This window comes from Georgenia sp. Z1344, from assembly GCF_057652375.1.
Map to the genome: position 1 here is coordinate 2,270,614 of NZ_CM172728.1, position 18,271 is coordinate 2,288,884.

An 18,271-nucleotide genomic window follows, 5' to 3' on the forward strand; every position below is an offset into this window, starting at 1 on the left:
AACGTTCGTTCTAGATAGCGAACGTTATCACGCTCGTTCTTGCGGGCGTCGCACTCCCAGGGAGCTCCTATGTCCACCTCCGCGCGTGTGCTCGACCCCTCGACCTCCTCGACCCCCTCGCTCGACCCCGTCCACGGTCCCGGACCCCTCGTCGATCCGCACGGCGCGCTCCGTGCCGCCCGTGCGGTCGGCGGAGCGGCCGGCCTGCTCTCGGCCGTTCTGCTCGTGTCCAACGCCCTCAAGCTCGGCGGAGTGGTCCCTGCCGTCGCCCTCAACCAGCTCCTCGCTCCGTTCGCGCAGAGCCTGGCGATCGTCCTCATCGCGATGCTCGTCGCCGCCACCGCCCGACGGACAGGGGCCTGGGGCGTGCTCGCGGGCGCGGTCAACCTCGTCGGGCTCGCGCTCGTCGTCGCGATCGAGGCGCTGACGAACCACGTGTTCCCGTACGTCACGCCGGCCCAGGTGGCCGAGCTCCGGGAGGGGCCCGCCGGGACGCTGCTCGTCGTCGGGTCGATGTGGTTCCTCGTCGGCACCCTCGTCCACGTGGGCGTCCTGCTCGCCGGTCGCGCGGCACCGGTCGTGCCGCTCGTGGTCTACGGCGTGACCGGCGCGCTCATCGGGCTCCGGTCGTTCCTGCCCACGCCCGTCGTTGCGGTCGCGGTCGGGGTGCTCGCGCTCGCCGTCGCGTGGATCGCGCTCGACCTCCTGCGAGGCGCGCGCCGCCCGCGCTGATCAGCGCCGCACGTAGGCCCCCACCCAGCGGGCCAGCTCGTCGTAGACGTCGCGGCGCACGTTCGGTGCGGACAGCGTGACGTCGTGGACCGCCCCCTCGAAGGCGGCGAGGGTGACGAGCGGGCCGAGCCGGAGGGCGGCCGACCGCATCGCGCCGACATCGAGCACGGTGTCGACGAAGCGCAGGTCGGGGGACCACTTGAGCGCCTGCGCCGACCTCGTGGAGGTGAGCACGAGCACCGGGCACGTGATCTCGAGGCCGTTCGCCACCTGTCGCTGCCCGGTGAGGATGGCGGCGAGCCAGCCGAACCGGACGGGGCCGGCCGGGGCCATGCGCCAGCGCCGGTCGAGCCCCCACCCGGTCCAGAACCGGTCGTCGGCCTCGTCCTCGGGGGCCTCCTCCTCGTCCCCCTCGGCGAGGCCGTCGAGCGTGCGCTGGTAGACGTCGACGGGGTTGACGCGGACGACCGTCCTCGGCGCGGTCCGGGCGATCCGCTCGACGACCGGCGTGGTCGCCGCCCCCACGAACCCGGGCATGCCCGCGCTGATGAAGGGGGAGTTGAGGACGAGCGCGCGCAGGGCGCCGGGGTGCCGGTGGGCCCACAGGGCGGCGGTCAGCCCGCCGGTCGAGTGCCCGGCGAGGACGAGGTCGGTGCCCAGGCCCAGCTCGGCCATGACGACGTCGCGGGCGGCGTGGATGTCGTCGTCGTACACCGAGAGCGAGTCGACGTACCCGCGGGACTGGTGCGCGCGCAGGCTCCGGCCGTACTTGCGCAGGTCGAGCCCGTAGAACGCCCCGCCGAGGGCGGCGACGCGGCGGGCGAGCTCGGCGTTGTGCACGTAGTCGTTCCAGCCGTGCAGGTAGAGCATCGCCCAGGTCGGCACGGCCGGCGTCCCGGGGAGCGCGGCGGGGTCCTCCGCGGGCCGGTAGGCGACGAGGGTGGCGACGACCTCGCCCTCGTCGTCGTCGGGCAGGGGAAGGGTGCGCGCGTGGAACCCGGCGCCGAGGAGGTCGGGCACCCACTCGCCCGGCGGGCCGGGCTCGTCGAGCGGGGGGAGGTCGGCCTCGAGAAGGTAGCTGCGGGCGTTGGGCCCGACCCCGGTGCGGACCTTGCGCCCCGTGGCGTCGGGGACGGCGTCCTCCTCGACGGCGGTGTCGGCGGTCGAGTGCGTGTCGGTCGCCCCCGGGTCGTCCGCGGCGCGGCCGCCGGACGAGCTGCGACCGAGTCGGAAGATGTCCACCCGCCCATGGTGGCACCGGACGCAGGGACGCCGCTCGCCCCGACCCGCTCAGCTCAGCGAGTCGACCCGGTCCTCGGTCAGGAGCCGCGCGATCGCGGCCCCCACCTGCTCGTGCTCGACGAGGAACCCGTCGTGCCCGTACGGGGAGTCGATCTCGACGTAGTCCGACGGCCCGCTCACGCCGTCCGCGATCCGCCGGGCCTCGGCGGGGTCGAACAGGCGGTCCGAGCTGACGGCCACCGCGAGCGTGCGGGAGGTGATGCTCGCGAGCGCCTCGGCCACGCCGCCGCGGTCGCGCCCGATGTCATGGGTGAGCATCGTCCGGCTCAGCGCCACGTAGCTCCCGGCGTCGAAGCGGGCGGCGAGCTTGCCGGCGTGGTGGTCGAGGTAGGACTGGACGGCGAACCGCCCGCCGTCGAGCGGCTCCTCAGCGCCCTGCGGGAGGCGGCCGAACCGCTCCTCGAGCTCGAACGCGGATCGGTAGGTGGTGTGCGCGATCTGGCGGGCCACCCCGAGGCCGCGGGAGGGCCCCTCGCCGGGACCCGCGTCGTAGTAGTCGCCCCCGCGCCAGCCCGGGTCGAGCTCGATCGCGCCGATCTGGGCGTGGGCCCATGCGATCTGGTCGGCGGTCGTGCGCGCGTTGGACGCCACGACCGCCACCCGCTCGACGCGCTCGGGGGCCGTGACCGCCCACTCGACCGCGCGCTGCCCACCCACGGAGCCGCCGACGACGAGCGCGAACGAGCTGATGCCGAGCGCGTCGGCGAGCCGGATCTCGGCGGCCACCTGGTCCCGGACGGTGAGGATGGGGAACCGCGCGCCCCAGGGCATGCCGTTGGGGGAGGTGGAGGAGGGGCCGGTCGAGCCCTGACAGCCGCCGAGCACGTTGGGGGCGAGCACGAAGTACTCGTCCGTGTCGATCGCCTTGCCCGGCCCGACGATCTCGGACCACCAGCCAGGCCCGGCCGCGTCGTCGGACCGGTGCGACGTCACGTGCGAGTCGCCGGTCAGGGCGTGCAGGACGAGGACGGCGTTGGACCGGTCCTCGTTGAGCTCGCCGAACGTCTCGTAGGCGAGGGTGGCGTGCGGGAGCCGGCCGCCGACCTCGAGGCGGACCGCCCCGATCGGCATCTGCCTGCGGTCGCCCAGGTCCTGGCCGGGCAGCCACCCGCCGGAGGCGGGCAGCGTGCTCGGCACGGCTGTGCGTGCAGGTCGGCGGCCGGCGCCCGCCATGTCAGGCGCCCGTCCCGAGGGCCGCTGCCGCGGCGAAGCCGCGCTCGAGGTCGGCGAGGATGTCGGGCAGGTCCTCGAGGCCCACGGCGAGCCGGACGAGGGTCGACGAGACGCCCGCGGCGGCGAGCTCCTCCTCGCTCAGCTGGGAGTGCGTCGTCGAGGCCGGGTGGATGACGAGCGAGCGGACGTCGCCGATGTTGGCGACGTTCGAGTGCAGCTCGAGCGCGTCGACGAACGCCACGCCCGCCTCCTTGCCGCCGGACGCCAGCTCGAACGCGAGGACCGCGCCCGGGCCCTTGGGCGTGTACTTCTGCGCCTTCTCGTACCAGGGCGAGCTGGGCAGGCCGGCCCAGGCCACGCGGGCCACGTCGTCGCGCGCCTCGAGGAACTCGGCGACGGCGCGGGCGTTCTCCACGTGCCGGTCGACGCGCAGCGAGAGGGTCTCGATGCCCTGGCCGATGAGGAAGGCGTTGAACGGCGAGATCGCGGGGCCCGTGTCGCGCAGGAGCTGCGTGCGCGCCTTGAGGGCGAGCGCCGGCGCGCCGAGGTCCGCGAACACGAGACCGTTGTAGGACGGGTCGGGCGTGTTGAAGCCGGGGAAGCGCTCGGGGTACCTCGACCACTCGAACGTGCCGCCGTCGACGATCGCGCCGGCGACCGTGGTGCCGTGGCCGCCGAGGTACTTGGTCGCGGAGTGGATGACCACGTCCGCGCCGTGCTCGATCGGGCGCAGGAGGTAGGGGGTGGCGATCGTGTTGTCGACGATCAGCGGCACGCCGATCTCGTGCGCCACGCCGGCGACGGCCTCGATGTCGAGGACGTCGCCCTTGGGGTTGGGGATCGACTCGCCGAAGAACAGCTTCGTCCGGTCGGTCGCGGCCGCGCGCCACGACTCCGGGTCGTCGGGGTTCTCGACGAAGGTCGTCGTCACGCCGAACTTCGGGAGCGTGTGGCGCAGGAGGTTGTACGTGCCGCCGTACAGGGACGGCGAGGCGACGAGGTGGTCGCCGGCCTCCGCGATCGAGAGGATCGCCAGCGTCTCGGCCGCCTGGCCGGACGCGACGAGCAGACCGGCGACGCCGCCCTCGAGGTCGGCGATCCGGTTCTCGACGACCTCCTGGGTCGGGTTGGTGATGCGCGTGTAGATGGGGCCCGGGTCGGCGAGCGCGAAGCGGGCGGCCGCGTGGTCGGCGGAGTCGAACACGAACGAGGTCGTCTGGTAGATCGGCAGCGCGCGGGCGCCGGTGGCCGGGTCGGGCGTCTGCCCGGCGTGGATCTGGCGGGTGCTGAAGCCCTGGGCGGGCGTCGAGTTCTCGGTCATGTGGGTCCTTGCTCGCGTCGGTGGCCGGGGCGTGAACTTCCCCGAACCTACGACGACGCCGTCGCACCCGACAGGGCGCGACGGCGTCGTCTCAGGTGCTGGACGCGCTCAGGCCTGCGGCTCGACCGGGATCCGGCGGGCGTCGCCGGGGCCGAGCGGGCTCGCGTGGCCGCGGTCGCCGTCGAGGTCCGGCTCGCCGTCGGGGCCCGGCTGGCTGCCGGAGCCGCCGACGCGCTGGTGGCCGCCGCCGCCGTGCTCGTAGTAGCCGGTGTCGATCGCGCGCTGGTAGGACCGGCGGATCTCCTCCTCGGTCTCCTCGCGGCCCACCCAGTGCGCGCCCTCGACCGACTTGCCGGGCTCGAGGTCCTTGTAGACCTCGAAGAAGTGCTGGATCTCGAGGCGGTGGAACTCCGAGACGTCCTCGATCTCCGTGCGCCAGGACGCGCGCTGGTCGCCGGCGGGCACCGCGATCACCTTGTCGTCGCCGCCGGCCTCGTCGCGCATGCGGAACATGCCCAGCGCGCGGGCGCGGATGAGGCAGCCCGGGAACGTCGGCTCCTCGAGGAGGACGAGGACGTCGAGCGGGTCGCCGTCCTCGCCGAGGGTGCCCTCGATGAACCCGTAGTCGTCCGGGTATCGGGTCGAGGTGAAGAGCAGGCGGTCCAGGCGGATCCGCCCGGTCTCGTGGTCCACCTCGTACTTGTTGCGGTTCCCCTTGGGGATCTCGATGGTGACGTCGAACTCCACAGCAAGCACTTCCTCGGGTGTCGGGCCGCGCGCGCGGCGAGGATCTACGGCTGGTCCCCGCTCGGAGGACCCGGTCAGCACCTAGTGTGGCGTATGCGGCGCCACCTGCGCGCCGACGGGCCGGGACGGCACGAACACCAGGGCACGACGACGGACGGACGGCATGGCACGAATCGGCTCCACGGCCCGCAGCACCGTCGCCTGGGTGGCCGGCAGCCTCGCCGTCGTCCTCGTCGCGCTCTACGTCCTCCTCGACGTGCAGGACGCGGTCCCCGGCGTGCTGACGGACGAGCCCGCCCCCGCCGACGCCGCGCCGTACCCCGCCGTCGCCCTGCCGGGTGCCCGCCCGGCCGCGGCCCCCGTCGACCTGCTCGACCCGGCCGCGCCCGCGGCGACCCCGGACGCGGTGGGGTCCGCCGTCGAGTCGCTCGTCGCGGACCCGGCCCGGCCCGGCGACGTGGCCGTTCGCGTCGTCGACTCCGCGACCGGCGAGGTCCTCGCCGAGCGCGACCCGACGAGCGCCCTGCAGACGGCCTCGTCGGCGAAGATCCTCACCGGCGCGGCGGCGCTCAGCGTGCTCGGCCCGCAGACCCGGTTCCCCACCACGGTGGTCTCCGCCGGGGACGGGCTGCTCGTCCTCGTCGGCGGCGGCGACGTCCTGCTCGGCGAGGGCGAGGGCGACCCGAGCGCGACCCGCGGCCACGCCGGCATCGCCGACCTCGCCGACCAGGTCGCCGCCGAGCTCGAGTCCTCGGGCACCACGGAGGTCCGCCTCGCCGTCGACGACTCCCAGTTCACCGGCGAGCCCTACGCCGACGACGTCACCGGGTGGGACCGCAGCTTCACGATGCCCGCGACCACGGTGGCCGTGAACACCGGCGCGGTCGACGGCGCCTACACCGCGGACCCCGCCATGGGCGCGACGGAGGCCCTCGCCGCCGCCCTCGAGGAGCGCGGCGTGACGGCCACGGTCGAGGGACGGGCCACCGCCCCCGACGGCGCGAGCGCGATCGCCACCACCGAGTCCGCGCCCGTCGAGCAGATCGTGCGGACCATGCTCGTCGACTCGGACAACGCGATCGCCGACGTGCTCGCCCGCATGGTCGCGCTCGCGAGCGGCCTGCCAGGCGACGCGACCTCCGGCGGGACCGCGGTCGTCGACGCCGTCGGCGCGCTCGGCATCGACACCGCCGGCACCGTGATGATCGACGGTGCGGGCCTCTCCATCACCGACTCGACCACCGTCACCGTCCTGACCGAGCTCGTCGACCTCGCGCTCGACCCGTCGGCCACGACCCTGGCCGGCCTCGTCCCCGCGCTCCCGACCTCCGGGCTCGACGGCACCCTCTCCGAGCGGCTCGTCGGCGAGAACGCCGGCCGCGTCCAGGCCAAGACGGGCACGCTCGCGCGCTCGGTCTCGCTCACGGGCACCGTGCTCACCGCCGACGAGCGACTCCTCACGTTCTCCGTGGTCATGCACTCGTTCGACGAGGGCGGGGCGTGGGCCGCGCGGGAGTCGATGGACACCTTCGTCTCCGAGCTCGCGGCCTGCGGCTGCGCCTAGGACCACCGCCCCGGCCCCGCCCCGCGACTACCGTGGGAGGCGTGACCGATCCCGTCGACCTCCGGCTCGCCGCCCGGCGCGCGGCCCGCCTCGCGCCCCCGGGCCCGCGCGGCACGCCCGAGGAGCTGACCGCCCTGGTGGCGGGCCTGCGCGAGGCCGCGGCCTCGGCGCCGCAGCACGTGGGCCGGCTCACCGGGCTGCACGACGCCGCGCACCGGGTCGCCGGACAGCGCGTGAGCGTGGTCGACCGGCCGGGCTGGGCGCGCGCCAACGCCGACCTGCTCGGGCACGTCTCGACGGGCCTCCTGCCCCCGGCCGGACGCCTCGGCGCGCGCCTCGCCGGCGAGGAGGCCGGCGCGCTGCTCGCCTACCTCTCGACCAAGGTGCTCGGCCAGTTCGACCCCTTCGGTCCCGGCGCCCCGCACCTGCTGCTCGTCGCGCCCAACGTGCTGCGCCTCGAGCGCGAGCTCGACCTCGACGCCCGCGACTTCCGCCGCTGGGTGGCGCTGCACGAGCAGACGCACGCCGTGCAGTTCGCCGCCGCCCCCTGGCTCGCCGAGCACCTGACGGGGATGATCCGCGGCACGATCGGCCCGGCGCTCACCGAGGACCAGGACCGGGACGTCGGCGGCATGCTCGCCGCCGTCGTCGCCGCCCTGCGCGACCGGGACGAGCAGACGCCGGCCGGCCTCGAGATCGCGGGCCCGCTCGTCGACGCCCTGCTCACGCCGGCCGAGCGCGAGTCGCTCCAGCGGGTCGTCGCGGTGATGAGCCTGCTCGAGGGGCACGCCGACGTCGTGATGGACGCCGTCGGCCCGGCCGTCCTGCCGAGCGTGCGCCGCATCCGGCGCCAGTTCGACAAGCGCCGGGACGGCACGGGCCCCCTCGACGTCCTCCTGCGCACCCTGCTCGGGATGCGCGCGAAGACGGCCCAGTACCGCAACGGCGCCGCGTTCGTCCGGCAGGTCGTCGAGCGGGTCGGCCACGACGGCCTCAACGCCGTGTGGGCGGCGCCGGACCTGCTGCCGACCCCGACCGAGATCCTCGAGCCGGCCGCCTGGGTGTCCCGCGTCCACGCATGACCCACCACGCATGACCCGGCACCCGCGGGTCTCCGGCCCCGCCACGCTCGCGGCGCGCCGGGCCCTGCGCACCGCGCTCGCCGACCTGCCGCCGGGGACGCGCGTGCTCGTCGCGTGCTCGGGCGGCCCCGACTCGCTCGCGCTCGCGGTCACGGTCGCGCACCTCGTGCCGGAGGCCGGCTGGGTCGCGGAGGCGCTCGTCGTCGACCACGGCCTGCGCGCGGGGTCGGCGGGCGAGGCCTCCGACGTCGTCGCCCGGCTCCGCGCCGTGGGTCTCGCCGCGTCGGCGACCTCCGTCGACGCGGGGTCGGGCACGGGCGGGCCGGAGGCCCGCGCCCGGGACGCGCGCTGGGCGGCGCTGCGGGCGCGGGCCGCCGCACCCGGAGGCGCCGCTGCGCCCGAGGACACGGCCGTCATCCTCACCGGCCACACGATGGACGACCAGGCCGAGACCGTCCTGCTCGGCCTCGCCCGCGGCTCGGGCGCCCGCTCGCTCGCCGGGATGCGGGCGGTGGAACCTGGGGTGCGCCGCCCGTTCCTCACGATCCGCCGCGCCCAGACGCTCGCGGTGTGCGACGAGCTCGGCCTCACGCCCGTCATCGACCCGACGAACGCCGCCGACGGCCCCTGGCGCGCCGCCGACGGCACCGCCCTGCGCCGCGCCGCCGTCCGCGACCGCGCCCTGCCGGCGCTCGCCGACGCCCTCGGCGCCGACCCCGTCCCGGCGCTCGCCCGCACGGCCTTCCAGGCCCGGCGCGACGACGACGCGCTGACCGAGCGGGCCGACGCGCTGCTCGCGGACGCCCTGCTCGACGACGCGCGGCGGTCGCGCGCCGCGACGAGGGCGACCGACGACGACGGACCGGCGTCGTCGTCGGACCCGGTGATGACCCTCGACACCGCCGTCCTCGCCGCCGCCCACCCGGCCGTGCGCACCCGCGCGCTGCGCGCGGCCGGCGAGCGGGCGGGCTGGCGACCGGGCGACGTCAAGGCCGCGCACCTCGAGGCGCTCGACGCCCTCGTGACGAGGTATACGGGGCAGGGACCGGCCGCGCTGCCCGGGGGAGTTCTCGCCCGCCGCTGCTGTGGCAGGCTGATGCTCTCCCGGAGGACGGACCAAGGAGACGAAGGAGCGACGTGGACGTAGCGGACATGGGCGAGGACCTGGCCGAGGTCATCGTCTCCAAGGACGAGATCGACGCGCGGCTGGCCGAGATGGCGGCCGAGATCGACCGCGACTACGCCGGCCGGAACCTGCTGCTCGTCGGCGTCCTGCGCGGCGCCGTCATGGTGATGGCCGACCTCTCGCGCGAGCTGCACACGCCGCTCGAGATGGACTGGATGGCGGTGTCGTCCTACGGCTCGGGCACGAAGTCCTCCGGGGTCGTGCGCATCCTCAAGGACCTCGACTCCGACCTCACCGGCCGGGACGTGCTCATCGTCGAGGACATCATCGACTCCGGGCTCACCCTGTCCTGGCTGCAGGGCAACCTGCGCTCGCGCGGCGCCGCCTCCGTCGAGATCGCCACGCTCCTGCGCAAGCCGGACGCCGCGAAGGTCGCCGTCGACGTGCGCTACGTCGGGTTCGACATCCCCTCGGCGTTCGTCGTCGGGTACGGCCTGGACTACGCGGAGCGCTACCGCAACCTCCCGTTCGTCGGCCGGCTCGCGGAGCACGTCTACTCCCGCTGACCACGCCGGCCGGGTCGCTCCCGTCCGCCACCCCGTTCGCCGTGCGCGGAGCGGGCCCGGCCCCCGGACCCTCGGCGTGTCGCGCTCGGTTATCGTCGTCGGGTCGCCCGGGGCGGGCGCCGACCGGACGGAGCGGCTGAGGCTGGCATGAAGACAACCTGGAAGAAGATCGCGCGGAGTCCCTGGCCGTGGGTGATCGGGGCCCTGCTGGTCGTCGTCGTCCTCGTGCCCTTCTTCAGCGGCGGTCGGGTCTCGCCGATCGACACCTCGCAGGGCATGGAGGTCCTGCGCGGCGACACGGTCGAGCAGGCCCGCGTCAACGACACCACCCAGCGGGTCGAGCTCACGCTCACCGAGGACCTCGTGGCGCCGAACGGCGACGAGGGCTCGGACAACAACGAGAACTACGGCACGAGCGTCGAGTTCACGTACGCGGACGCCCAGAGCGGCGCGATCACCGACCTGCTTGAGGACGCGGACCCGGTGAGGGGCTACGACGTCGAGGTCCCGCAGGGCAACGCGTTCCTCTCCCTGCTCGGCCTCATGCTCCCGATGATCCTCATCCTCGGGCTCTTCTGGTGGCTGATGTCCCGCTCGCAGGGCGGCGGCGTCATGGGCTTCGGGAAGTCCACGGCGAAGAAGGTGAGCAAGGAGACCCCGGATGTCACGTTCTCCGACGTCGCGGGCGTGGACGAGGCGGTGGAGGAGCTCCAGGAGATCCGCGAGTTCCTCCAGGAACCGAGCAAGTTCCAGGCCGTCGGCGCGAAGATCCCCAAGGGTGTCCTGCTCTACGGCCCCCCGGGCACCGGCAAGACGCTCCTCGCGCGCGCCGTCGCGGGCGAGGCGGGCGGCTCGTTCTACTCGATCTCCGGCTCGGAGTTCGTCGAGATGTTCGTCGGCGTCGGCGCCTCCCGCGTGCGCAACCTGTTCGAGCAGGCCAAGCAGAACACCCCGGCGATCATCTTCGTCGACGAGATCGACGCGGTGGGCCGCCAGCGCGGCGCCGGCATGGGCGGCGGGCACGACGAGCGCGAGCAGACGCTCAATCAGCTCCTCGTCGAGATGGACGGGTTCGACTCGACGACGAACGTCATCCTCATCGCCGCGACCAACCGTCCCGACGTCCTCGACCCCGCGCTCCTGCGCCCGGGCCGGTTCGACCGCCAGATCTCGGTGACCGCCCCCGATCTGCCGGGGCGCCACCAGATCCTCCGCGTCCACGCGCGTGGCAAGCCGATGACCCCGGACGTCGACCTCGAGGGTGTGGCCCGCCGCACGCCCGGCTTCTCCGGCGCGGACCTCGCCAACGTCCTCAACGAGGCCGCGCTTCTCACGGCCCGCTCCGGCGCGCAGCTCATCGACAACCGCGCGCTCGACGAGGCGATCGACCGCGTCATCGCCGGCCCGCAGCGCCGCACCCGCGTGATGAACGACAAGGACAAGAAGGTCACGGCCTACCACGAGGGCGGGCACGCGCTGACCGCCGCGGCCCTGCGATACACCGACCCGGTGACGAAGGTGACGATCCTGCCGCGCGGCCAGGCCCTCGGCTACACGATGGTCATGCCCACCGAGGACCGGTACTCGAGCTCGCGCAACCAGCTGGTCGACCAGCTCGTCTACGCGCTCGGTGGCCGGGTGGCCGAGGAGGTCGTCTTCCACGAGCCGACCACGGGTGCCGGCAACGACATCGAGAAGGCGACGACGACCGCCAAGCAGATGGTCACCGAGCTCGGCATGTCCGCGCGCGTCGGCCCGGTCAAGCTGAGCGAGAGCAGCAGCGAGCCGTTCCTCGGCCGCGACATGGGCGGGTCGAAGGACTACTCCGACGACGTCGCGCGCGTGGTCGACGAGGAGGTGCGCACGCTGATGATGGACGCGCACCAGGAGGCGTGGGAGATCCTCACCGAGTACCGCGACGTCCTCGACGAGCTCGTGATCGAGCTGATGGACCGCGAGACCCTCAACGAGGCCGACCTGCGCCGCATCTTCTCCCGGGTGGTCAAGCGCGAGCCGCGCGAGCTCTGGTACGCCTCGCACAACCGCCCGGACCTCGGCCGCCGCCCCGTGCTCACCCGCGAGGAGCAGGCCCGCCGTGCGGCCGACCCGCGCCCCGCGAGCGAGTTCCGCCCGCGTCCGGAGGACACGAGCGACATGTTCGGCACGCAGCCGCCGCCCACCTCGCCCGACTTCGGGTCGGGGGAGGCCACGCCCGACGGCGGCGCCACGGACGGTCCCGCCACCGAGGGGCGGCCGTGACGGAGCACGACGCGCTGCCCGCCCAGCCGGTCGACCTCGCGGCCGCAGCCGCGGCCGTGCGCGCGCTGCTCGTCGCCGTCGGGGAGGACCCGGACCGCGAGGGCCTGCGGGAGACCCCGGAGCGCGTGGCCCGCTCGTTCGGCGAGCTGTTCGCCGGGCTCGCGGAGGACCCTGCCGACCACCTCGACTCCGTGTTCGACCTCGGCCACCAGGAGATGGTGATCGTCGCCGACATCCCGCTGTACTCGATGTGCGAGCACCACCTGCTGCCGTTCCACGGCAAGGCGCACGTCGGCTACATCCCGGGCGAGGACGGCCGTGTCACGGGCCTGTCGAAGGTGGCGCGGATGGTCGAGGGCTACGCCCGGCGCCCCCAGGTCCAGGAGAACCTCACGAGCCAGGTCGCCGACGCGCTCGTCGACCGGCTCGGCGCCCGCGGCGCCCTGGTCGTGGTCGAGGCCGAGCACATGTGCATGTCGATGCGCGGGGCCCGGGCCACGGGTACCCGCACCGTCACCTCGGCCGTGCGCGGCATGATGCGCAACCCCGCCACCCGCGCGGAGGCGATGAGCCTCCTGCGCTCGCGCTCGTAGCCGCCGTGCGCACCGGCGACCTGTTCCGCGGCGCCCCCGCCGGTCTGCCCGCGTCCGTGCCCACCGGCCGCACGCTGGTCATGGGCGTCCTCAACGTCACCCCGGACTCCTTCTCCGACGGCGGCGCGTACGTCGACCAGGGTGCCGCCCTGGCGCACGGGCTCGACATGGTGGCGCGCGGCGCCGACCTCGTCGACGTCGGGGGCGAGTCCACCCGGCCCGGCGCCACGCCCGTCGACCCCGCCGAGGAGATCCGCCGGGTCGAGCCCGTGGTCCGCGCGCTCGCGGAACGCGGCGTGGTCGTCAGCATCGACACCCTGCACGCGGCGACGGCGGCCGCCGCGCTCGAGGCCGGCGCCCGCATCGTCAACGACGTCTCCGCCGGTGTCCACGACCCGGAGATCCTGCACGTGGCCGCGCGGGCCGGCGCCGTCGTCGTCCTCCAGCACCGCCGGGGCGAGGCGGGTACGATGACCGCGCTCGCCGACTACGACGACCTCGTTCCCGACGTCGTCGCCGAGGTCGCCGAGCGCCGGGACGCGGCGCTCGCGGCCGGGATCGCGGCGGACCGGATCGTCCTCGACCCGGGCCTCGGGTTCGCCAAGGAGGGCACCCAGTCCTGGGAGGTGCTCGAGCGCCTCGAGGCCCTCGCCGTGCTCGGCCACCCGCTCCTCGTGGGGACGAGCCGCAAGCGGTTCCTCGCCGCCGCCGTCGCGGACGGCCCGGACCGCACCGGGACCCCGGTCGACCGCGACGCCGCCACCGCCGCCACGACCGCGCTGCTCGCCGCCAGAGGCGTGTGGGCGGTGCGGGTCCACGACGTCCGGCCATCCGCCGACGCCGTGGCCGTGGCCGCCGCGCTCGCCCCGTTCGCGGGCGGTGACGGGCGGTGAGCAGCGGCCCCGCCCGGATCGCCGTGACGGGCCTGCGGACCCACGCCCACCACGGCGTGTACGACCACGAGCGGCGCGACGGCCAGCCCTTCGGCGTCGACGTCGTCTTCGAGCTCGCGACGGAGCGCGCGGCGGCGACCGACGACGTCGCGGACACGCTCTCCTACGGCGAGGTCGCGCGCACCGCCCGGGCGATCCTCGCGGGCGAGCCGGTCGACCTCCTCGAGACCCTCGCCGAGCGGATCGCGGGCGCCGTCCTCGACCTGGGGGCCGGCGCCGTCGAGGTCACCGTCCACAAGCCCGAGGCGCCGGTCGGGGTCGAGGTCGACGATGTCACCCTGACGATCCGCCGGGAGCGCACGGCGCACGACGACGTCGCGGACCCCGTGCTGCGCGCCGCCCCCGTGGGGCCGACGCCGGTCGTCCTCGCGCTCGGCTCCAACCAGGCCGGTGACCTCGCCGCACCCGCGGACCAGCTGCGCCGCGCGGTCGACGCCCTCGCGCACGCCGACGGGCTGCACATCGACGCGGTCTCGCCGCTCGTGGCCACCGCGGCCGCCCTCGCGCCGGGGCAGGCGCCGCAGCCCGACTACGTCAACGCGGTCCTCGTGGGGACCACCACGCTCGCGCCGGCGGGCGTCCTCGAGATCGCCAGGCGGTGCGAGGAACGGGCCGGCCGCGTGCGGACGGAGCGGTGGGCGGCGCGCACCCTCGACGTCGACGTCGTCGCCTACCGGGGCGTCACCTCGGACGACCCGGCCCTCACGCTGCCCCACCCGCGGGCCGCCGAGCGAGCCTTCGTCCTGCTGCCGTGGTCGCTCGCGGACCCGGCCGCCGAGCTCCCGGGCGCGGGGCGCGTGGCCGACCTCGCCGCGCGGGCAGCGGACGCCGACGGGGTCCGCTCGGTGACCGAGGTCTGGCGATGAGGCGCACGTCGATCGCCTGGCTCGTGGGCGCCGCGATCATCGCCGGCGCGGCGTCCTGGTTGCTGCTCGGGATCGCCGAGGTGTACGTCGAGGTCTCGTGGCTGACCGCGGTCGTCCTGCTCGGGCTCGCGCTGGGCCTGTGGCTCGGCGGGCGCGCGGTCAGGCGGCTCGTCGAGGGGGAGCGGACGAGCATGACGCCGCTCGGCGCCGCGCGCGTCGCGGCCCTCGCGCAGGCGTCGGCCTGGGGCGGCTCGCTGGTGACCGGGTGGTTCGCGGCGCAGGCGCTCGTCGCGGCCGGCAGCTGGCACGCCGCGTTCGCCGCCGCCCACCTCGCCGAGTCGGTCGCGAACGGGGTGGCCGCCGTCGTGCTCGTCGTCGTCGGGCTCGTGGTCGAGCACTGGTGCTCGATCCCGCCCGAGGACGAGACCGAGGTCCGATCGGCCGCCTCGGGGCCGGAACCGGCGTGAGGCCGGTCGGCGCAGCGGATCCGGACGGGTCCACCGCGGGGTGGAGGAGCGCGCCCACCGTCCGCCGGTCGGTGGATCTGCTGACGACGCCTCGTTTGGCATGATTCGCGCGGGGGCGGACGCTCCCGGACGCCCAGCGTGATCGGAGACGGCATGTCGCAGCAGTGGGAGCAACCGGACGCATCGGCTGCCGAGCGCCCCTCCCCGTTCGCGCCGCCCGGCGTCCCGTTCCGGCCCGTCGACCAGAGCCTGGCAACGGTCCGGATCATCTCGACGTGTCTCTGGCTGGGCCCGCTCGTCGTCGTCGGCGTGGTCCTCGGGATCTGGGTCGGTGGCTGGGGCTGGTGGCTCGGGACCGGGATCGTCGCGGCCCTGCTGCTGTGGATCGTGCTGCTCGTGCCCCGGCAGGTCCGCGCGATGGGCTACTGCGAGATGGACGAGGACCTGCTGTTCCGCAAGGGCCTCCTCTGGCGCTCGCTCGTGGTGGTGCCCTACGGCCGCATGCAGCAGATCGATGTCGAGGCCGGTCCGCTCGACCGGCGCTTCGGCATCGCGTCGGTCAAGCTGAGCACGGCGTCCGCGCAGACCGACGCGAAGATCCCGGGCCTGCCCGCCGACGAGGCTGCGCGCCTGCGTGAGTCGCTCACCTCGCGCGGCGAGGCACGGCTGGCCGGCCTGTGAGTGGGGAGAGCCGGCAGGACGACCTCCCCGTCGAGGCCGGGGACGGCTGGCGGCGGGTGCACCCCGTCACGCCCGTCCTGCTCGTGTGGCAGGTCCTCGCGGCGATCCTCGCCGTCCTCGTCTTCCAGGTCGGCCAGGAGCTCGCCGGCACCGGCGGCTGGGACTGGGTCGTCGACCACCTGAGCACTGTGCTGCTGTGGCTGGGCGTCGGGATCGCGGTCGTCATCGTCGTGGTCGGCATCTACTCGTCGCTGTCCTGGCGGCGGATGCGCTACCGGGTCGACACCGACGGGGTCGAGCTCAACTCGGGCATCCTCTTCCGGCAGCAGCGCCGCGCCCCGCTCGCGCGGGTCCAGGCGGTCGACCTCCAGCAGCCGCTGCTCGGCCGCATGTTCGGCCTCGCCCGGGTCAAGGTCGAGACCGCGGGCGCGGCGGACTCCAACGTGACGATCGCGTTCCTCCGGCTCGCGGACGCGAACGCGCTGCGGGCGGAGATCCTCGCCCGCGCCGCCGGGGTCGACCTCGACGAGGTGCGCATCGCCGCCGAGGCCGCCGCGGGCGGGACGGACGCCGAGCAGGCCGTTCGTGAGGCGGCCGGTGCGGGCGGGGTGCTCGGCGCGGGCGGCCACCGTTCTCCCGGCGCCGACCACGACGCCGCCGCAGCCGCAACCACCGCCGACCCCGACGACCCCCGGTCCCTGCGCGCCGCACGCACGGGCTACCGCGAGGCGCCGGAGCGCGTCGTGTTCGAGATCGACAACGGGCGACTCGTCGCGGGCACCCTGCTCTCGCCGGGCTTCATCTCCATCGCGCTCATGCTGATCGCGGCGATCGTCGTGCTCGCGTCACGCGCGCCGTTCGCCGTGCTCGCCGCGTTCGTCCCCGGCGTCATCAGTACCGCGGGCTACGTGTGGAGCCGCTTCTCGGGGGCGTTCAGCTTCACCAGCGCGACCTCGCCCGACGGCATCCGCGTCCGCCGCGGTCTGCTCGAGACCACCTCGCAGACCATCCCGCCCCGCCGGGTGCAGGCCGTCCGACTGAGCCAGCCGTGGCTGTGGCGGTGGCGCGGCTGGTGGCGCGTCGAGGGCTACATCGCCGGGTACGGCGTGGCCGAGGGCAGCTTCGCCAGCTCGTCGAGCACGCTCATGCCGGTCGGGACGCGGTCCGAGGCCCTGACGGCGATGTGGCTCGTCGTGCCCGACCTCGGTGTCGACGACCTTCCCGCCGTCCTCGACGCCGGCCTCGACGGCTCCGGCGACGCCGCGGGCTTCCTCACCTCGCCCCGGCGCGCGCGCTGGCTCGACCCGAAGGCATGGCGCCGGCAGGCCGTGCTCGTCACGCGCGAGGCGATCCTCCTGCGCACCGGCTGGCTCGGCCGGAAGCTCGAGGTCGTCCCGCACGGGCGCACGCAGTCCGTCGGGATCACGCAGGGCCCGTGGGAGCGCCGGCTCCGGCTCGCGAACCTCCACATGCACACGGTCGCCGGTCCCGGCCAGCCCGCCGTCCAGCACCTCGACGAGCAGGATGCGCTCGCCCTCCTGCAGCACCAGGCCGGACGCGCGCGCGAGGCCCGCCACCGCGAGGGCCCCGAGGAGTGGGCGCGCCGTGTGGCCGTGCTCCCGGACGTCAAGGCACCCACCCACGACGACGACGCCGCCACCGACATCACCTCCGACGACGACGCCGCCACGCCCGGTGCGCCGCCGCCCGGCGGCGCGACCCTGCCGACCGGTGCCCCGGCGCCGACCGGTGCCCCGGCGCCGGCCGGCGGCCCGGTGGCGCCCGGCCGCTCGGCGCCGTCCGGCGGCCCTGTAAGCCCCACCCACCCGGCCAGCACCCACCCCCGCGGCCCGGACGGCGGAGGCTGGTCGGCGCTGCACGAGGACGGACCGAGCGCATGACCGACGACCCCACCGGCGGGCAGGACCGCCCCGGCCGCCTCGACGTCGGCATCGTCTCCGCCGGCCGCGCCGGCTCCGTGCTCGGCGCGGCCATGGCGATCGCGGGCCACCGGCTCGTCGGTGTGACGGCGCGGAGCGAGGCGAGCCGCGAGCGGGCCGCGGTCCTCCTGCCGGACGTGCCGGTCCTCCCGGCCGCCGACGTCGCCGCCGAGGCCCAGCTGCTCCTCCTCGCGGTCCCGGACGACGTGCTGCCCGGGCTCGTCGCCGAGCTCGCCGACTCCGGCGCGATCCGGCCGGGACAGGTCGTCGTCCACGTGTGCGGTCGGCACGGGACGGATGTCCTCGAGCCCGCCGCCGCGCGCGGCGCGCTCACCCTGGCCGTGCACCCGGCGATGACCTTCACGGGCACCTCGCTCGACCTGCGCCGGCTGCCGGGCTGCCCGACGGCCGTCACCGCGGCGCCGGCGCTCCTCCCGCTCGCCCAGGCGGTGGCGATCGACCTCGGTGGCGAGCCCGTCGTCGTCGCGGCCGCGGACCGTGCGCTCTACCACGCGGCCCTCTCGCACGGCGCCAACCACCTCGTCACCCTCGTCGGCCAGGCCGCGCGGATGCTCGAGGAGGCCGGCGTGTCCGAGCCCGGCGACTACCTGCGGCCGCTCCTCGAGGCGGCCCTCGGCAACGCGCTCGCGGCCGGGGAGAGCGCGCTGACCGGCCCCGTGGCGCGCGGCGACGCCGCGACCGTCCGCGCACACACCGCCGCGCTCGGCGAGCTCGACCAGCCGTCGCAGGCCGATCTCCTCGCCACGTACGCGCACCTCGCACGCACGACGGCCGCCCGCGCCGTCCGCACCGGGCGCCTCGCCCCGGACGCCGCGGCGGCGGTCCTCGACGCGCTGCCCTGACCCTGCCCCGATCCACCGCACGGCCCCCGCGTACCC

Annotated in this window: 16 protein-coding genes and 1 pseudogene; 13 read left to right on the plus strand and 4 right to left on the minus strand. The window is 75.3% G+C overall.

Features of this window, described 5'->3' with window-relative positions; all coding sequences use genetic code 11:
* Positions 1 to 69: 69 nt before the first annotated feature.
* A complete protein-coding gene (locus tag AC24FB_RS10285; protein WP_425713712.1) occupies positions 70 to 732 on the plus strand; it encodes a hypothetical protein in 663 nt (220 codons plus the stop codon).
* On the opposite strand, the gene AC24FB_RS10290 is transcribed toward AC24FB_RS10285, so the two are convergent.
* The 4 genes and pseudogenes from AC24FB_RS10290 to AC24FB_RS10305 all read right to left on the minus strand — a co-directional run.
* Positions 733 to 1,974: an alpha/beta hydrolase gene (locus tag AC24FB_RS10290; RefSeq protein ID WP_425713711.1), complete on the minus strand. Its 1,242-nt coding sequence runs from the start codon at positions 1,972 to 1,974 to the stop codon at positions 733 to 735.
* 48 nt (positions 1,975 to 2,022) lie between these two features.
* Positions 2,023 to 3,207 (minus strand): homoserine O-acetyltransferase MetX, encoded by a 1,185-nt coding sequence (gene metX, locus AC24FB_RS10295; protein ID WP_463652997.1) that lies wholly within the window; start codon positions 3,205 to 3,207, stop codon positions 2,023 to 2,025.
* 1 nt (position 3,208) lies between these two features.
* The gene (locus AC24FB_RS10300) at positions 3,209 to 4,528 is read right to left on the minus strand and encodes a bifunctional o-acetylhomoserine/o-acetylserine sulfhydrylase (protein ID WP_425713709.1); all 1,320 of its coding nucleotides are present in this window, start codon (positions 4,526 to 4,528) and stop codon (positions 3,209 to 3,211) included.
* A gap of 252 nt (positions 4,529 to 4,780) precedes the next feature.
* Positions 4,781 to 5,275, minus strand: a pseudogene (locus tag AC24FB_RS10305) (inorganic diphosphatase); the annotation flags it as partial.
* A gap of 163 nt (positions 5,276 to 5,438) precedes the next feature.
* On the opposite strand from AC24FB_RS10305, the gene AC24FB_RS10310 reads away from it, so the two are divergent.
* The 12 genes from AC24FB_RS10310 to AC24FB_RS10365 all read left to right on the plus strand — a co-directional run bounded on the left by AC24FB_RS10310 (position 5,439) and on the right by AC24FB_RS10365 (position 18,235).
* Entirely contained in the window at positions 5,439 to 6,839 is a 1,401-nt protein-coding gene (locus tag AC24FB_RS10310) for a D-alanyl-D-alanine carboxypeptidase/D-alanyl-D-alanine-endopeptidase (RefSeq protein ID WP_425713708.1), read from the plus strand.
* A 41-nt stretch (positions 6,840 to 6,880) separates the two neighbouring features.
* Positions 6,881 to 7,921 carry a zinc-dependent metalloprotease gene (locus AC24FB_RS10315; protein WP_425713707.1) on the plus strand — a complete coding sequence of 347 codons (1,041 nt, stop codon included), beginning with the start codon at positions 6,881 to 6,883 and terminating at the stop codon, positions 7,919 to 7,921.
* Positions 7,922 to 7,931: 10 nt separating this feature from the next.
* Positions 7,932 to 9,068 (plus strand): tRNA lysidine(34) synthetase TilS, encoded by a 1,137-nt coding sequence (tilS, locus tag AC24FB_RS10320; protein WP_425713706.1) that lies wholly within the window; start codon positions 7,932 to 7,934, stop codon positions 9,066 to 9,068.
* Entirely contained in the window at positions 9,059 to 9,613 is a 555-nt protein-coding gene (gene hpt / locus AC24FB_RS10325) for a hypoxanthine phosphoribosyltransferase (protein WP_425713705.1), read from the plus strand. The genes tilS and hpt overlap by 10 nt, the downstream gene beginning before the upstream one ends.
* A 147-nt stretch (positions 9,614 to 9,760) precedes the next feature.
* On the plus strand, positions 9,761 to 11,872 hold the full coding sequence (gene ftsH, locus AC24FB_RS10330; RefSeq protein ID WP_425713704.1) for an ATP-dependent zinc metalloprotease FtsH: 2,112 nt from the start codon (positions 9,761 to 9,763) through the stop codon (positions 11,870 to 11,872).
* Positions 11,869 to 12,465 carry a GTP cyclohydrolase I FolE gene (gene folE, locus AC24FB_RS10335; protein ID WP_425713703.1) on the plus strand — a complete coding sequence of 199 codons (597 nt, stop codon included), beginning with the start codon at positions 11,869 to 11,871 and terminating at the stop codon, positions 12,463 to 12,465. Before ftsH ends, folE begins: the two co-directional genes overlap by 4 nt.
* Before the next feature lie 5 nt (positions 12,466 to 12,470).
* Positions 12,471 to 13,358 (plus strand): dihydropteroate synthase, encoded by an 888-nt coding sequence (folP, locus tag AC24FB_RS10340; RefSeq protein WP_425713702.1) that lies wholly within the window; start codon positions 12,471 to 12,473, stop codon positions 13,356 to 13,358.
* On the plus strand, positions 13,355 to 14,284 hold the full coding sequence (gene folB / locus AC24FB_RS10345; protein ID WP_425713701.1) for a dihydroneopterin aldolase: 930 nt from the start codon (positions 13,355 to 13,357) through the stop codon (positions 14,282 to 14,284). Before folP ends, folB begins: the two co-directional genes overlap by 4 nt.
* Complete coding sequence (locus AC24FB_RS10350) at positions 14,281 to 14,751, plus strand: DUF3180 family protein (protein WP_425713700.1); 471 nt, start codon at positions 14,281 to 14,283, stop codon at positions 14,749 to 14,751. The genes folB and AC24FB_RS10350 overlap by 4 nt, the downstream gene beginning before the upstream one ends.
* Positions 14,752 to 14,904: 153 nt before the next feature.
* Positions 14,905 to 15,432, plus strand: a complete 528-nt coding sequence (locus tag AC24FB_RS10355; protein WP_425713699.1) for a PH domain-containing protein — start codon at positions 14,905 to 14,907, stop codon at positions 15,430 to 15,432.
* Positions 15,429 to 17,333 carry a PH domain-containing protein gene (locus AC24FB_RS10360; protein WP_425713698.1) on the plus strand — a complete coding sequence of 635 codons (1,905 nt, stop codon included), beginning with the start codon at positions 15,429 to 15,431 and terminating at the stop codon, positions 17,331 to 17,333. The genes AC24FB_RS10355 and AC24FB_RS10360 overlap by 4 nt, the downstream gene beginning before the upstream one ends.
* A complete protein-coding gene (locus tag AC24FB_RS10365) occupies positions 17,330 to 18,235 on the plus strand; it encodes a Rossmann-like and DUF2520 domain-containing protein (protein WP_425713697.1) in 906 nt (301 codons plus the stop codon). Before AC24FB_RS10360 ends, AC24FB_RS10365 begins: the two co-directional genes overlap by 4 nt.
* Positions 18,236 to 18,271: the final 36 nt, after the last annotated feature.

What these genes read in the sequence shown, in the direction of transcription:
- AC24FB_RS10285 (WP_425713712.1), top strand. Translation starts at nt 70, where the DNA reads ATGTCCACCTCCGCGCGTGTGCTCGACCCCTCGACCTCCTCGACCCCC.
- metX (WP_463652997.1), bottom strand. Translation starts at nt 3,207, where the DNA reads ATGGCGGGCGCCGGCCGCCGACCTGCACGCACAGCCGTGCCGAGCACG.
- AC24FB_RS10300 (WP_425713709.1), bottom strand. Translation starts at nt 4,528, where the DNA reads ATGACCGAGAACTCGACGCCCGCCCAGGGCTTCAGCACCCGCCAGATC.
- AC24FB_RS10310 (WP_425713708.1), top strand. Translation starts at nt 5,439, where the DNA reads ATGGCACGAATCGGCTCCACGGCCCGCAGCACCGTCGCCTGGGTGGCC.
- tilS (WP_425713706.1), top strand. Translation starts at nt 7,932, where the DNA reads ATGACCCGGCACCCGCGGGTCTCCGGCCCCGCCACGCTCGCGGCGCGC.
- ftsH (WP_425713704.1), top strand. Translation starts at nt 9,761, where the DNA reads ATGAAGACAACCTGGAAGAAGATCGCGCGGAGTCCCTGGCCGTGGGTG.
- AC24FB_RS10350 (WP_425713700.1), top strand. Translation starts at nt 14,281, where the DNA reads ATGAGGCGCACGTCGATCGCCTGGCTCGTGGGCGCCGCGATCATCGCC.
- AC24FB_RS10355 (WP_425713699.1), top strand. Translation starts at nt 14,905, where the DNA reads ATGTCGCAGCAGTGGGAGCAACCGGACGCATCGGCTGCCGAGCGCCCC.
- AC24FB_RS10365 (WP_425713697.1), top strand. Translation starts at nt 17,330, where the DNA reads ATGACCGACGACCCCACCGGCGGGCAGGACCGCCCCGGCCGCCTCGAC.